The 16001-nt window shown below is 35.0% G+C and carries 14 protein-coding genes; 10 read left to right on the top strand and 4 right to left on the bottom strand.

The annotated features are described in order from the left end of the window. Positions 1-248: 248 nt before the first annotated feature. Complete coding sequence (locus ACTYA4_RS18095) at positions 249-1019, bottom strand: DUF1189 domain-containing protein (protein WP_443480157.1); 771 nt, start codon at positions 1017-1019, stop codon at positions 249-251. A 413-nt stretch (positions 1020-1432) separates the two neighbouring features. Here ACTYA4_RS18095 and ACTYA4_RS18100 point away from each other — a divergent pair, with 413 nt between their 5' ends. Continuing rightward, the gene (locus ACTYA4_RS18100; protein WP_443480156.1) at positions 1433-1915 is read left to right on the top strand and encodes a DUF456 domain-containing protein; all 483 of its coding nucleotides are present in this window, start codon (positions 1433-1435) and stop codon (positions 1913-1915) included. Between the two features lie 204 nt (positions 1916-2119). On the opposite strand, the gene ACTYA4_RS18105 is transcribed toward ACTYA4_RS18100, so the two are convergent. Further along, positions 2120-2815 carry a Crp/Fnr family transcriptional regulator gene (locus tag ACTYA4_RS18105; protein ID WP_443480155.1) on the bottom strand — a complete coding sequence of 232 codons (696 nt, stop codon included), beginning with the start codon at positions 2813-2815 and terminating at the stop codon, positions 2120-2122. Between the two features lie 649 nt (positions 2816-3464). On the opposite strand from ACTYA4_RS18105, the gene ACTYA4_RS18110 reads away from it, so the two are divergent. From ACTYA4_RS18110 to phoU, 9 genes are all read left to right on the top strand, one after another. Next, positions 3465-4073, top strand: coding sequence for a superoxide dismutase (locus tag ACTYA4_RS18110; protein ID WP_443480154.1), 609 nt, complete (start codon positions 3465-3467; stop codon positions 4071-4073). Positions 4074-4228: 155 nt separating this feature from the next. Continuing rightward, on the top strand, positions 4229-5449 hold the full coding sequence (locus ACTYA4_RS18115) for an MFS transporter (protein ID WP_443480153.1): 1221 nt from the start codon (positions 4229-4231) through the stop codon (positions 5447-5449). 198 nt (positions 5450-5647) lie between these two features. Further along, entirely contained in the window at positions 5648-7747 is a 2100-nt protein-coding gene (locus ACTYA4_RS18120) for a peptidoglycan D,D-transpeptidase FtsI family protein (RefSeq protein WP_443480152.1), read from the top strand. Positions 7748-7983: 236 nt separating this feature from the next. Beyond that, positions 7984-10098, top strand: a complete 2115-nt coding sequence (locus tag ACTYA4_RS18125) for a peptidoglycan D,D-transpeptidase FtsI family protein (RefSeq protein WP_445505779.1) — start codon at positions 7984-7986, stop codon at positions 10096-10098. 278 nt (positions 10099-10376) lie between these two features. Continuing rightward, positions 10377-11327: a PstS family phosphate ABC transporter substrate-binding protein gene (locus ACTYA4_RS18130; protein ID WP_443480150.1), complete on the top strand. Its 951-nt coding sequence runs from the start codon at positions 10377-10379 to the stop codon at positions 11325-11327. Positions 11328-11398: 71 nt separating this feature from the next. After that, complete coding sequence (pstC, locus tag ACTYA4_RS18135) at positions 11399-12349, top strand: phosphate ABC transporter permease subunit PstC (protein ID WP_443480149.1); 951 nt, start codon at positions 11399-11401, stop codon at positions 12347-12349. Next, on the top strand, positions 12349-13227 hold the full coding sequence (gene pstA / locus ACTYA4_RS18140) for a phosphate ABC transporter permease PstA (RefSeq protein ID WP_443480148.1): 879 nt from the start codon (positions 12349-12351) through the stop codon (positions 13225-13227). Before pstC ends, pstA begins: the two co-directional genes overlap by 1 nt. Before the next feature lie 27 nt (positions 13228-13254). Then, positions 13255-14073, top strand: coding sequence for a phosphate ABC transporter ATP-binding protein PstB (pstB, locus tag ACTYA4_RS18145; protein WP_443480147.1), 819 nt, complete (start codon positions 13255-13257; stop codon positions 14071-14073). Between the two features lie 35 nt (positions 14074-14108). Continuing rightward, a complete protein-coding gene (gene phoU / locus ACTYA4_RS18150; RefSeq protein ID WP_445505780.1) occupies positions 14109-14762 on the top strand; it encodes a phosphate signaling complex protein PhoU in 654 nt (217 codons plus the stop codon). Positions 14763-14956: 194 nt separating this feature from the next. On the opposite strand, the gene ACTYA4_RS18155 is transcribed toward phoU, so the two are convergent. Beyond that, positions 14957-15427 (bottom strand): endolytic transglycosylase MltG, encoded by a 471-nt coding sequence (locus ACTYA4_RS18155; protein WP_443480145.1) that lies wholly within the window; start codon positions 15425-15427, stop codon positions 14957-14959. Further along, entirely contained in the window at positions 15424-15813 is a 390-nt protein-coding gene (locus ACTYA4_RS18160) for a hypothetical protein (RefSeq protein WP_443480144.1), read from the bottom strand. Before ACTYA4_RS18160 ends, ACTYA4_RS18155 begins: the two co-directional genes overlap by 4 nt. Positions 15814-16001: the final 188 nt, after the last annotated feature.

Raw genomic sequence — 16001 nt, forward strand, 5'->3', positions numbered from 1 at the left:
GGGCTGCGAGTTTAAAAGCAACAATCTATACGAAAACAGCCTTTTGGAAAGACTCTGTTAAATTCCATTGTTGATTTTCAAAAGGTCAGGGAATTCACTCCCTTTCCGCGGACGAACAGGCAAGCCTCCTCGCTCGTACCTCACTGCCAGCCCGTTTTTCCGCAGAAGTCTCGCAGATTCCCTTCCTGTAAACAACATTATCGTTTAACAGAGCCTTTGGAAAAGTAAAAACTCATGCAAGTTTCTTATTAGGCAGCATTAGGTTTATTATCTAACGGAATTTCTTTTATTGATAAAAATACGATAAACAGACCTACAAACCAGTTTAGTAACGCTCCATTAGGTACAATTGTTTGCAAACTATCCATTACAAGGAAAAACATTATAGGCAATGTGATGCTATAAGCTGTAATTTTCCAAACTTGTGCATATGATAAGGAACGTCCTAAAATTCTCGAAAATAATCTTCCAAAAATCGCTAGGATTAATGTTTCAACCACTTTAGAAATTGCCATAACTAGAAAATAAATAATAGCGAACACACTAAGCATGATAGGAAGCGCTGATTTTAACGATTTCAGAGAAGAAAGAATTTCTTCATTTGTTATATTGACATTCCCGAAGTTTCTATACTCAACAGCTTGTGCTTGCCCAGCTGTTGATATAATAAATTCTTTTTTTAGTAGTGCGACAGTATTACCTGAAGAACTAATATTATTGGCATTATATGTACCCGTTGAGTCAACAATAATCGTTAAATCGTCTTTATATATGATTGTTGGCTCATTATTAGTTGATTGAAGCTCGTTATTTTTTATAGAAAAAGAAAGAGCTTCTTCTTCCAACAAGGAATTTATCCCTTCATTCATTCCTTTACTTAAATGGTATAAGGTTGGGATGGATGCCAGCAGGGAGAGAAGGATAAGATAAAGTATCGTTTTACCATTTCCCTGATAGCGAAAGCCAGCTATGTCTCGTGGAGAATAGATGCTTCTAAAAAACTGCTTAAAAATATTCATTTTGACACACCCTTTTACATATTCACTACTATTCTATCCTCGTATTAGATTAGATACAAGTTTCATGTACAAAAGTCAGTGAGGCGGAATAATGATATACTCGTTTAGTAGAAAAATAATTGTTTGCTGAAAGGGGAGATTTTATATTAGTGTTTTCTAAAAGTTTGTTGCTTTTTAATAAGTTGAAAAACCTTTTAGAATTACTGAGCAGTAGACTCCTGCGGGATTAGCGAGACAGGCGAGAAGAAAGCAGGAGTGAAACGACGAAGCGGCTCGGCGCTCGCCCCGCGGAAAGCGAAGTGTATTCAGGCTGCGGGTTAAATAATAACAATCTATACGAAAAGAGCCTTATAATAAAATAACATGGTGTTTTATTAGCAATAATAAAAATTATTGAAAAAAGGAGATAGAATGTGGACTATATTTATTGGACGATTATAACGGTGCTTTTTCTGATAGCTTATGTTGGATTAGTATATCCAATTGTTCCGAGTATGCTTTTTCTACTTGCAGGTTTTTTTAGTTATGGTTTTCTATTGTCTTTTAAACCTTTTTCTATTCTCTTTTGGGTCATTCAGACAATGTTTGTCCTATTATTGTTTGCAGCTGATTATTTAGCTAATTTAATAGGAGTAAAAAAATATGGGGGTACAAAAGCGGGGGTTTGGGGAAGTACAATAGGACTGCTTGTTGGACCATTTGTTATTCCTGTAATGGGCATATTAATTGGCCCGTTTTTAGGTGCGGTGATTGCAGAATTGGCAGTGAATAAAACAAACTGGAAAACAGCAATAAAAGTTGGAATAGGATCATTAATTGGTTTTCTTAGCAGTGTGATTACAAAAGCAGTTATCCAAACGATTATGATTATTTATTTTTTATTTACTGTACTTTAAAGTGCGTATTCAAAAAAGTAGCATATTAGAAGCAAGAATGTCGAGGCGGAGTTGCTTTGAGCAACACAACGTTAGATGCGTGAGTAGCGGAAAAGCAATTCAACAAAGAGATTAGAGGCTTTAATTTGGTGACTTTTTGAACATCTACTTAACTATGTTCAAGAGCACTGCCACTACCCATTGAAGGTAGCGCTCTTGAAGATTTCAATTTAATCCACATACATCTGAAGGGCAATGTTGACAATCAACTGCCTGCTTTAAATAAGCGATATTTTTTATAGTAAACTTTTGATTAGAATAAGAGATAACATCAGCTTCACGCAATTCTTTTAAAATCCTTTGCATTACTTCTCTTGTACCGAAAGTTAAATTAGCAAGTTCTTGATGAGTAAGGGGAAAATCAATTAAAATTCCTTCTTCTGTTTTTTTTCCAAAAGAATGACATAAACGTATTAAGATACTGTACAGGCCGCCTTTTTTGCCGTGCATAATTAGATCTTGACATTTCATATTTGCTTTTAAATAACCTGTGCTTAACCAAGTCGTTAAAGCTGTTAGCAAAATAGGGTCTTTTAATACCGATTCTTCAAATTCATCACGTTTAATGGTTAATAGTTCACAATCTGTTATCGTTCTAGAAAAAAAATGATATTTTGGAGAATGTTTAAATAATTGATATTCTAAAAGAGCTTCTTCATCATGCAGTATTTTTAAAATAAATTCCTTTCCTTTTTCATGGACTCTTCCTAATGCTAATGTACCGTTTAGTAAAATATAAATGTTGCGAACAGGATCTTTTTCTTGAAAAAGCAGTTTACCCTTTTTTACATGGATTATTTTATTTATATCAAAAAAATTTTGAAGTATTAAACTGTATAATGACAATTGTATTTCAGACATACACTTAGCACTCCTCTTAACGTTCTTCCCTTTTGATTAAAAGATATTGTAAAAAATTTGTCAATCATTATTTGGGTGATATTCCCAATTTATAAAACGCATAGTCGTTCGATTATGTGTTCAACCATTGATATAGTAAGGTGGAAGCAATTAATGACAATTTTACGAACTTGTATAAAAACGGCAACACTTTCTATTTATTTACATGAAAATCTTTAATAAAATAATTTTTTGTGAGGTTCATCACAATGCGGATTGGCAATAAAAAATAGAATGATTGAAATTAAAGAAAATAGGGCATTTTATATACTAAAAAAGCATAACATTTTTAATTTAGATAAGTGTCTAGCTCCAACGCCTATCGCCTATCGTACTTCAGGTCTTCTCCCTACGATAAGTCAACATCGAATCGCTAACGCTCTTCGTGTTTCCTTTATCTCAGTCGAAGCCCCTTCAGTCCGTACGCCGATGTGCAAGGCGCTTCCGCTTTTCTTATTAAAAACAGAGCAAATTATTTGAAAGAAAAAATAATATTTGCTATTGTTTAATCAGAGGACTTCTTATATTAATAATGTAGATATAGTGTAATCCATTATTAGGAGAGAAGGAATTAAAAAAATATTACGCAGTACATAGGAGGAATATTAAAATGTCTTTTACATTACCACAATTACCTTACGCATATGATGCACTAGAACCACATATCGATAAAGAAACAATGAATATTCACCATACAAAACATCACAACACATATGTGACAAATTTAAACAATGCTTTAGAAGGAAATACTGAACTTCTTTCTAAAACAGTGGAAGAAATCGTTGCAAATTTAGATGCAGTGCCGGAAGCTGCTCGTGCAGCAGTTCGAAACAATGGTGGTGGACACGCTAACCATACATTATTCTGGGAAGTTATTTCTCCAGAAGGCGGCGGCGAACCAACTGGTGATTTAGCAAGTGCAATCGACAGCAAATTTGGAAGCTTTGCAAGCTTTAAAGAAGAATTTTCAAAAGCAGCTACAACTCGTTTCGGTTCAGGTTGGGCTTGGCTAGTTGTAAATAATGGAGAATTAGAAGTAACAAGTACACCGAACCAAGATTCTCCACTAACGGAAGGCAAAACACCTATCCTTGGATTAGACGTTTGGGAGCATGCTTACTACTTAAATTATCAAAACCGTCGTCCAGATTATATTAATGCTTTCTTTAATGTGATCAACTGGGCAGAAGTTGCTAAACGTTACACAGCAGCGAAATAATAATGAACAAAATAAAAAACACGAGGAACCCTGAGCTTCCTCGTGTTTTTTATTTTGTTGCTGAACTGCGGGTTCTCCATTTTTTTCTTTGCCTTTTCTGATGAATAACAAACAAGTTTTTGTTAGAAACTACCCTAGAACAAAGGGGAGTTTTTATGATGAAAACAAATAAATTACTTGGCAATGTAGAATTAACAAAAGATTTAAATTTATTATTGCTTATCGGTGGATTATATTCGTTAAGCATTGCTCTTTCGAATACTTTCGTAAATGTTTTTTTATGGAAGCAGTCAGGAGAATTTAAAGATTTAGGGCTGTACAATATGGCAATCATCATTATGCAGTTAGTAACTTTTATTTTGGCAGGAAGATGGGCGAAAAAAGTAGACAGAGTGATTGTTTTACGTATAGGGGTTATTTTTTTAGCATTATTTTATTTGTCTGTGCTCCTTATTGGTGATAATGCTTCCTCTTTTTTATTATTATTAGGAAGCTTGCTTGGCATTGGCTATGGATTTTATTGGCTGGCATTTAATGTGCTGACATTTGAAGTAACAGAGCCGGAAACGAGAGATTTTTTTAATGGTTTTTTAGGAATTTTAACATCTGTTGGTGGTATGATTGGTCCGATTTTAGCAGGATATATCATTTCTACTCTTTCCCAATCATCTGGATACATGGTAGTATTCGGTATTTCTTTAGGGCTGTTTTCACTTGCGGTCGTTTTAAGCTTTTTTTTAAAAAGAAGACCAGCGAGCGGACAATTTTTATTTAAACGAATAGTAGAAGAAAGGCAAAACAATCCTAATTGGCGCTTTATTACAAATGCACATTTCTTTCAAGGCATAAGAGAAGGCACTTTTGCTTTTGTAATAACCGTTTTTGTGTTTATTGCAACAGGAAGTGAAATGGCATTAGGGAAATTCGGTTTAATTAATTCGGCTATTTCTTTTTTAGCTTATTATATTGTTTCGAGAACAATCAAAAATGATAAACGAAACAAAGCGATTTTAACAGGAGGAATTTTACTATTTCTATCCATGTTTATTATCATCTTTGATTTTTCCTATACGAAATTATTGATATATGCAGGGGTAATCGCCGTTGCCTATCCATTGATCCTCGTTCCTTATACTAGCTTAACATTTGATGTAATTGGAAGAGGATGGAATGCTGGAGAAATGAGAATTGAATATATCGTTGTTAGGGAGTTGTTTCTGAATTTTGGCCGTTTTATTTCTGTTCTTATTTTTCTTGTAGGGGTGCTTTTTTTTCCAACAGAACAGATTGTTCCATTTATTTTATTTATATTAGGAACTGGCCACTCTATTATTTATTTTTATACTAGAAAAATCCGATTTGACCCAGTTCGTTAAGGTAAGCGGTGCGATTAAGTTGAAAGACTAAGTCGCATCGCTTTTTTATCTGAAATGAGTTCGGAGCTTCGCCACCTTTAATGAAAAAAACGAGTGATAGTTTTCTGTAAAGAATTCTTAATAAATGTAATAATTTTTCTAGCAATAACCAAAAATATCCTTTAAAATAAACAGAGTGAGGAAAGAGTGGTGTATTTTATGGGGGAAAAGAATAAAAAGAAAAAAAGTCAATTTCCACTTCGGTTAAATTTGTTGTTTTTTGCCGTTTTTCTTCTGTTTTCTGCATTAATTATGCGTTTAGGCTTCGTACAAATTGTATATGGAGACGAATATAAGCGCGAGTTGGAAAAGAAGGAAGATATTATTATTAGTACACAAGTTCCACGCGGTCAAATGTATGACAGAAACGGAAATAATATTGTCGGCAATCAAGGGAAAAATGCAATCACGTATACGAATTGGGGAGTTAAGGCGGATAAAATGAGGGAAACCGCCGAAAAGTTGGCAAACCTGATCGAATTGGATAAAAAAGACGATTTGAAAAAAATAACCGAAACAGATAAAAAAGATTACTGGATATTAACACATGAAAAAGAAGCAAAAAAGAAAATTTCCACAAAAGAAGATGGAGCATTAAATAAGAAATTTGCAGATGATTCGAAAAAATATCAAAAAGCATATAATGAATTGCAGCGCTCAAGAATTACAAATAAAGAGATAAACAGCTTTTCAAAATTTGAACTGGAGACATTAGCAATTTACCGTGCGTTTAATAGCGGATATTATTATACCCCGCAAATTGTGAAAAATACGGATGTTTCAGATGAAGAGTTTGCTAGAGTAAGTGAACATTTATCCGAATTGCCTGGAGTAGATACTGTAAAAGATTGGGATCGTACGTATTCTTATGATAACACGTTAAAAACGGTGCTTGGTAAAGTCAGTACATCACAGCGGGGCGTTCCTGCTGAACAAAAAGATCAATACTTGTCAAAAGGATACAGCATGAACGATCGAGTTGGTCTTAGTTATTTAGAAAATCAATACGAAGATATCTTAAAAGGCCAAAAAAAGAAAGTGAAATATATTAAAGATAAAACTGGAGAAATCGTTGGTTCGAAAACAATATCGAATGGGGATCCAGGTAAAGACCTTGTTTTAACGCTTGATATGAAGCTGCAGCAGGAAGTCGACAAGATTATTGAAGAAGAATTAAGAGCAACGAAACGAAGTTATGCTGGAACCTATTTGTTAGATCGAGCCTTTGTTGTCTTAATGAAGCCAAAAACGGGAGAAGTTTTAACCATGTCTGGCAAAATGCTTGGCAAAGACGAGAATGGGAATACAGAGATGCAGGATTTTGCGTTAGGCAATATTACGACATCTTATAATGTTGGCTCTGCTGTTAAAGGAGCGATGGTGTTAACTGGGTATAAAGAAGGGGTTATTCGTCCTTATACACCTATTAAGGATGAGGTTATACAAATACCAGATTCTCGGCCCTTTAAATCTTACAAATATATGGGTGTAATTAATGATTTGACGGCTTTACAGCTATCTTCTAACGTTTATATGGCTAAAACAGCCATTATGATTGGTAAAGGACATTATGTGTATAATAATCCTTTGGATATTGATCCTCAAGCATTTCCAAAAATACGTAATTCCTTTAGTGAATTTGGTTTAGGAGTAAAAACAGGAATTGATTTGCCAAATGAAATGGCAGGATTTAGAGGACCAGAAGAAACACCTTACCAATTGATGGCTTTATCTATTGGGCAATATGATACGTATACGAATATGCAATTAGCCCAATATATTTCCACGATTGCCAATGGCGGCTATCGTATCCAGCCCCATATGGTAAAGGAAATAAGAGATTCTTCTAAAGGGGAAGATGACCTTGGTTCTATGGTGCAGGAAATACAGCCGAAAGTGTTAAATAAACTAGATTTACAGCCTAGCTGGCTACCCCATGTACAAAGGGGCTTGCGTATGGTGATGCAGCCAGGGGGAACCGGGAAAATATTTGCTGGCGCTTCCTATCAGCCTGCTGGGAAAACGGGAACAGCACAAGCGTTTTATGATGGGCCATTGCGCAGCAACTATGGTAAAATTCCACCTCAAGTAATGAACGTAAGCCTTGTATCTTACGCACCGTACGACAACCCGGAAGTAGCAATGGCGGTACTCGTACCTTGGGTGTATACAACTGCCAATGGTCCATCGCCTAATCTGACAATTGGAAAAAGAGTAATGGATAAGTATTTTGAAATGAAAAAAGAAACAACAAAATAATGGTGGTAATGCTGCCTTCCTATAAAATGGAGGGGAGCATTTTTTTATCTGTTTATCCAAAAGTAAAAGTTCCCTCTCTTAAAATAAAGAATCGTCTTCGTAAGGCAGCACATACTACAACTATATGGAAGGAAGAAGTTTTCTATGGGTTAATATTCCAAAAGGTTATTAATAGAATTATGGTATCTTTTCGATTACAATAGACGAAGAATGCATAAAAGAAAGTGTGGTTTGACTTGGGAAATAAGAAAAAAAAGAAAACGCTGCCTTTTCGCCTTAATATTATTTTCTTTGGAGTATTTTTATTGTTTTCGGCATTAATACTCCGGTTAGGATTTGTGCAAATTGTATATGGAGACGATTATAAGAGGGAGCTGGAAAAAACAGAAGATATAACCGTAAATACATCTGTGCCTCGAGGGAAAATTTATGATACTACTGGAAAAACAATTGTAGACAACACACCAAAAAATGCGATTACGTATACGAATACAGGTGTCAAACAAGCAGAAATAATCAAAACAGCCAAACAATTGGCAAAGTATATTAATAAAGATACAAAGAAAGTAACAGAGCGGGATAAACAAGATTATTGGATCATGCTGCATCCAGAGGTAGCAGCGGAAAAAGTAACTGCTGCAGAAAAAAAGAAGCTGCAAGAAAAATATCCGGATGAAGAGGAATATAATAAACAAGTTTATAAATTGCAATTAGAACGAATTACAGGAAAAGAACTTCGAACATTAACAAAAGATGATCTAGAAGTCATCGCTATTTACCGTGAATTTACAAGCGGCTACAAGTTAACACCACAAATTGTTAAAAATAAGGATGTAACTGATAAGGAGCTGGCAATTGTCAGTGAAAACTTAGAAATGCTGCCTGGAGTTGATACAACAACAGATTGGGATCGAATGTATGCGTTTAACGATACATTAAAATCGGTGTTAGGAAATGTAAGTTCTTCCGAAAGAGGTTTGCCGGCAGAAAAACTGGCCTATTATGAAGCTAGAGGATACAGTCGAAATGACCGTGTTGGAACTAGCTATATTGAAATGGAATATGAGAATGTATTAAAAGGTCAAAAAGAAAAGGTTCGCAATCAAACAGATAAAAGCGGCAATGTTACAAGTACGGAAGTCATCGCGGAAGGAAAAAGAGGAAACGACCTTGTTCTTTCTACTGATATGGAATTACAGCTGGAAGTAGAAAAAATAATAGCAGAAGAATTACAAAGGGCAAAACAATCAGCAGGAACAAAGCTATTAGATCGTGCTTATGTTGTGTTAATGGACCCCTATACTGGTGAAGTTTTATCCATGGCGGGAAAAAGATTAGTAAAAAATGAAGAGACCGGAAAAACAGAAATGCAAGATGATGCCCTTGGCAATATTACAACAACATATAATGTAGGTTCTGTTGTAAAGGGTGCTACAGTATTAGCCGGATATAAAACAGGTGCTATTTCACCTGGCACTGTTTTAAGTGATACAGGCATAAAAATAGCAGGGACCCCACTGAAAAAATCATGGACCTATATGGGGAATATTAATGATTTAACAGCATTGCAAAGATCGTCAAACGTTTATATGTTTAGAACCGCCATAAAAATCGGCGGCGGAAATTATGAATATAATCAACCATTAAGTGTTAGTCCGAGTGCTTTTACAACGATGAGAAATTATTATGCACAGTTTGGTTTAGGCGTTCGGACAGGGATTGATTTGCCAAATGAACAAACTGGCTTTAAAGGCTCCAATACAACATTGCCAGGGTTTTTACTCGATTTATCAATAGGACAATATGATACGTATTCCACTATGCAGCTTGCTCAATATGTTTCTACGATTGCTAATGGCGGCAGCCGAATGGAACCGCATATTGTTAAAGAAATAAGGGAGCCAGTTTCTGATGAAAACGAGCTTGGGCCGATTGTTGAAACGATTAAACCGAAAGTATTAAATACGGTTGATGCTAAGCCAGAATGGATCAAAAGGGTACAGCAAGGGTTTAAAATGGTAGCTCAAACACAAAAAGGGACAGCGTATACTTATTTAGGTGGAAAATCGTATTCGCCTTCAGCAAAAACAGGAACTGCACAAGCTTTTTATGATGGTCCGTTGCGAAGTGATTATAAGGAACCTCCAGAAGTATATAATTTAAGCTTAATTAGTTATGCTCCTTCAGAAAATCCGGAAGTAGCAATGGCTGTTATGGTTCCATGGGCTTATCAAGGAAGCGTCGATAATGGCGCAAATAAAAAGATTGGCGAAAGAGTATTGGATGCGTATTTTGATTTAAAAAAGGAACGTCTGCAAGATAGTGATGGAAAAGGAAAAAAAGAAGAATAAGCAATTAAAAAGAGGTAAAACTATTAGTCAAGAATAGTTTTACCTCTTTTTTAATAGGAAGTAGTCCAAAATAACTACGTATATAAGGTTATGGAGTTGACTAAATCGCGTAGTAATGCCTAAAGAAGAGTAAAAAGCAAGTGTTTTAACAGCTTTTAAGAAGTCTACTAACTCTAGCGAATTTACAAAACCTTTACAATTCGTTAAAACATAATTAATACAAAAGTCTTATAGTAGAATTTGTAAACAAAACAACCATCCTTAGGGGGAATAAAGAAATGAAAAGCTTTAAACGATTAGGTTTTACAGCATTATTAGGAGCAGTGCTTACACTAACTGCATGTGGAGCAGGCGACAACGCAAATAATGCTGACAACGGAGACGCAAAGCAACTTGAAGGTCAAATTAAAATAGACGGCTCTTCTACTGTTTATCCTATCATGGAAGCTATTGTTGAAGAATATGGAAGTGAGCAGCCGAATGTAAAAGTATCTGTAGCTTCTTCCGGTACAGGTGGCGGTTTTAAAGCGTTTATCGCTGGAGAAACAGATTTTAGTAATGCATCACGTCCAATTAAAGATGAAGAAAAAGCTGAATTAGAAAAAAAAGGTGTTGACTATACAGAAGTAAGATTAGCTTATGACGGATTATCCGTTGTTGTAAATAAAGATAATACATGGGTAGATCACTTGACTCTTGATGAATTAAAGAAAATTTGGATAGAAGATGGAAAAACAAAAAAATGGTCAGATATTCGTAAAGGATGGCCAGCAGAAGAAATCAAACTTTATTCTCCTGGAACAGATTCTGGAACATTTGATTATTTTGATGAAGTGATTTTAGAAGGTAAACCAGTTGCTCAAAAAGCTACTTTATCAGAAGACGATAACGTATTAGTACAAGGTGTTACAGGTGATAAAAACTCTATCGGCTACTTTGGCTATGCTTATTATGCTGAAAATAAAGACAAATTAAAAGTAGTTCCGATTGATGGTGGAAACGGCCCAGTAGAACCTACTAATGAAACAGTAGAAAGCGGAGAGTATGCACCGTTATCAAGACCATTATTCACGTATATCAAAAATGACTCATTGAAAAAAGAAGAAGTAAAAGACTTTGCGAACTTCATCATCGATAATGCAGCTCAAATGTCTGAAGATGTTGGCTACGTTAAGCTTCCTGAAGAAGAATATACAAAAGATGCAGATTTAATTAAAGCTGTTAAGTAAAAAAAGTTTGATGGAAAGCTTTGCACTTAAGCTTTCCATCTTCGCATGTGGATAAAGGGGGATTTTTCATAATGAGTGTACAAAACTCAACAAAGCAATCATTCTCTGTACAACAGATGATAGAGGAGAACAAGAAAAAAGCAAGTGTAAATCAAGTGCTGGAAAAATTGATGCCAAAAGTTTTATTAGTTACAGCAATACTATCTGTTTTAACTACGCTAGGAATTTTATTTACATTACTAGCTGAAACCTTTACTTTTTTCGAGCGAGTTTCTTTCGTGGAATTTCTTACAGCGAAAAAATGGTATCCGTTCTCAGATCCAGGCTTTTTTGGGATTATGCCTTTAATCTCAGGAACACTAAAGGTAACAGGCATCGCTGCTATTGTTGCGGTTCCCCTTGGATTAGCCTCTGCCATTTTTTTAAGTGAATACGCATCCGATAAAACAAGACGTATTATTAAGCCTATACTAGAAGTTCTTGCAGGAATTCCAACAATTGTTTATGGTTTTTTTGCCTTAACATTTGTAACGCCTGTTTTAAGAGATATCATGCCTTCCCTTGAAATGTTTAATGCCTTAAGCCCAGGGATTGTAATCGGAATTATGATTACACCAATGATTGCCTCTCTTTCAGAAGATGCAATGAGCTCCGTTCCTAACTCCATGCGTGAAGGTGCACTTGGATTAGGCTCTACAAAACTTGAAGTATCATTAAAAGTAGTATTGCCTGCAGCAGTTTCTGGAATTGTTGCATCTATCGTTTTAGCGTTATCGAGAGCGATTGGGGAAACAATGATCGTTGCTGTAGCTGGAGGGAGCACCCCGAACTTAAGTTTAAACGTTACAGAATCTATACAAACGATGACTGCGTATATTGTCCAAGTAAGCCAAGGTGATGCAGGTTACGGCACCACGATTTATTATAGTATTTATGCAGTTGGATTCACCTTATTTTTATTTACATTAGTGATGAATTTACTTGCGCAGTTTATCTCTCGTCGTTTTAGGGAGGAATATTGATGAAACTAGTTGATCATGCAAAAGTTACTGAAAAAATGAAACCAAGGCTGATAAAAAATGTGATATTACGTGCACTGTTCTTTTGTGCAACAATGTTTGGCTTGGTTATATTAGGGCTCCTTTTTTATCGGGTATTGACTCAAGGAATTGGCTATTTGGATTTACAGTTTTTACAAAGTTTACCGTCACGTAAACCTGAACAAGCTGGTGTATATACAGCGCTGCTTGGAACTGTTTGGCTAATGGCGGTTGTTGCTCCTGTTTCTTTATTAATTGGAGTAGGAACAGCTATTTATTTAGAAGAATATGCAAGTAAAAATAAGTTTACTGCTTTTATTAAATTAAATATTGCTAATCTAGCTGGAGTACCTTCCATTGTATTTGGTTTATTAGGCTTAACTTTATTTGTTCGTGCATTATCTTTAGGAACGAGTGTATTAGCAGCAGGATTAACGATGAGTTTATTAGTGCTCCCAATTATTATTGTTGCTTCACAAGAAGCGATCAGAGCGGTGCCAAATGAATTAAAAGAAGCTTCTTTAGGAATGGGTGCAACGAAATGGCAGACGATCGTACGAGTGGTAATGCCTACAGCAATCCCTGGTATTTTAACAGGAGGGATTTTAGCTCTTTCTCGGGCGATTGGAGAGACAGCACCACTTGTTGTATTAGGATTGCCGCTATTTTTAGCGTTTTTGCCAAAAACGGTTTTTGATATGTTTACTGTTCTTCCAATGCAAATATACAACTGGACAGGAAGACCGCAAGAAGAATTTCAAAATTTAGCAGCAGCAGGAATTATCGTTTTATTAGGTTTATTAATAATAATGAATTCAATCGCTGTTCTAATTCGCAATAAATTTCAGAAACGTTATTAATCTTAAATAGGATAAGGGGGATTTAATATGAATAGTACATTAGCGAAAAAACCTGTGACAAAAAAAGAAGTGTCAACAAACACAGCAGAGAAAAGCATTGTATATAAAACGAATCAATTAAATTTATGGTATGGAGAAAAACATGCATTAAAAAATATCGATTTAGATATTATGGAAAATGAAGTAACATCTATTATTGGTCCTTCTGGATGTGGAAAGTCTACTTATATTAAAACATTAAATCGAATGATTGAGCTTGTTCCAAGTGTAAAAACTTCTGGAGAAATAAATTATCGCGGCCGTAATATTTTTGATAAAGACTATGGAGTAGAAGAGCTTCGTACAAAAGTAGGAATGGTATTCCAAAAACCAAATCCATTTCCAAAGTCTATTTTTGAAAATGTTGCTTACGGGCCGAAAATTCATGGTATACGAGATAAAAAAATATTAAATGAAATCGTGGAAAAAAGTTTAAGAGGCGCAGCAATCTGGGATGAAGTGAAAGATCGTTTGCATCAAAATGCATTTGGATTATCTGGAGGCCAGCAGCAGCGTATTTGTATTGCAAGATGTTTAGCAATTGAACCTGATGTTATTTTAATGGATGAGCCAACTTCTGCGTTAGATCCAATTTCCACATTAAAAGTAGAAGAACTAGTCCAAGAAATTAAAGAAAGTTACAGCATCATTATCGTGACACATAATATGCAGCAAGCAGCGCGTATTTCCGATAAAACAGCATTTTTCTTAAATGGAGAAGTAGTAGAATTTGATCAAACAGATAAAATTTTCTCTAATCCAACAGATCAACGTACTGAAGACTATATTACAGGACGTTTTGGATAAAAGTATAATGTTTACAATAAAAGGAGAGAAAATGTATGCCGGTTAGAGAAAAGTTTGAGCTAGAGTTAAGAGAGCAGCAAATGAAGTTAACTGAAATCGGTGAGTTTTCCATAAATGCACTGCAGAAATCATTAGAAGCGTTAAAAACAAAAAATATTGATTTGGCACTTGAGATCATTGATAATGATTCAAAAGCAGATATGATGTATGAAGAAATTAATGATTTTGCAATATTGCTTATTGCGAAACAGCAGCCTGTTGCGATTGATTTAAGAAGAATTATTGTCGGAATAAAGATTGCAACAGATATAGAAAGAATAGCTGATTTTGCAGTAAATATTGCAAAAGCAACCATTAGAATCGGCAGCCAGGAGTTAGTGAAACCAGTTGCCCATGTAGAAAAAATGGTGGGAATTACATGTAATATGCTAGAGCTTGCACTGAAAGCCTTTAATGAAGAAGATACGAAACTAGCCATAAAGATTGCAGAAATAGATGATGAAGTAGACCATTTATATGGGGTTGCAATCAATGAACTGATGGACATAAGCAGACAAAAACCTGAGTTTGTCCAACAAGTTTCTCATCTTACTTTCGTTTGTCGTTATTTAGAACGGGCAGCAGATCATACAACGAATATTGCCGAAAGTGTGTTTTATTTAGTAAAAGGTAGGCATTTTGATTGGTAAATAAGAAAAGCGAGAAAGACGAGACCCCGCAGGAGCATATGCGACGAGGAGGCTCGGCACTCGTCCCCGGAAAGTGAAGTGTATTCAGCTGCGGGTTAAATAACAATAATCTATACGAAAAGAGCCAAAATAAAAAACTCTCTTGTTAAGTAGTTGGTTAAGTATCCAACCTAACAAGAGAGTTTTTTATATGCTTATTTTGTAATGGCTTCTGCTATTTTTTTGTAGTTCATGTTATTTGTTAAGGTGAATGTACCAATTTGCACCTTCGTATGATAATTATTTTTTATTAAATAGTGTTCAAAGTCTTTTTCATTATCAATGATTTTTTTGTTAGCAAGCTGTTCGGCAATTTGTGTAATGGTCATTCCTTTTACAATATAAAGGTCATACGAAACAGAATCAGATGTTTTTTTAACTGGACTCTTATTTGGTTGTTTGTCTTTTTCGTTAGACTCTTTTGCTTGTTTTATTTGTGTTTGCAGTTGTTCATATTCTGTTTCCGTTAAGATCGTATATCCTTTTTCTTTTAAAAGGTTTTCTGCTTCATTTGTAGTTGGCTTTGCTGCTGTCTGCTTTTTTTCGCTGTAGCTGTAATAAGAGCCAATCAGACTGACAGAAAAGAAAACGCCGAATGCGAAAGCACGCAGACTTGACTTATTCATACATTCATTCCCCTTTTTTGGCCTTCCTTAATAATCTCTTGCACTTCACTAACGGATAAAGATGATTGCGTGGCAATATGATGAATAGGTACATCTTGAGACGCTAATGACCAAACTTGATTTTTAATAATGGCGTGAATATTTGTGATGTTTGGATTCTCTATTTTGCTGCTGTGTACTGGTGATGTATGTAAATCTACTTCATCTATCAATAATTCTTCTTCTAATAATTTTAATTTTTTTTTCACTTTATAAAGTTCTTGATATTGCTGAATGGAGAGTTGATCTAAATCATCCTGCAAGGTCTTGTAGGGGTCTTTTGCAAAAAAAGATAATAGAAAAAGGACAATGGAAAAACTTAATAAACAGATCATTAAAATAAACATATAGTCACCTCTAAGAAATACTAAGCTGTTATGTATAGCCTCACTATTTATTTTACCATTTAAGAGAAACCATGCATATGATTGTTAATAGAAACACTACATATTGTAATTAAAAGGTGCGTTTTTCTTCCAAGTTAAGTAGTTTCAGAGTTAATTGTTTTCTATTAGTGCGTAATTTGAAAAACGTA

This window comes from Niallia yueguangensis, from assembly GCF_052663115.1.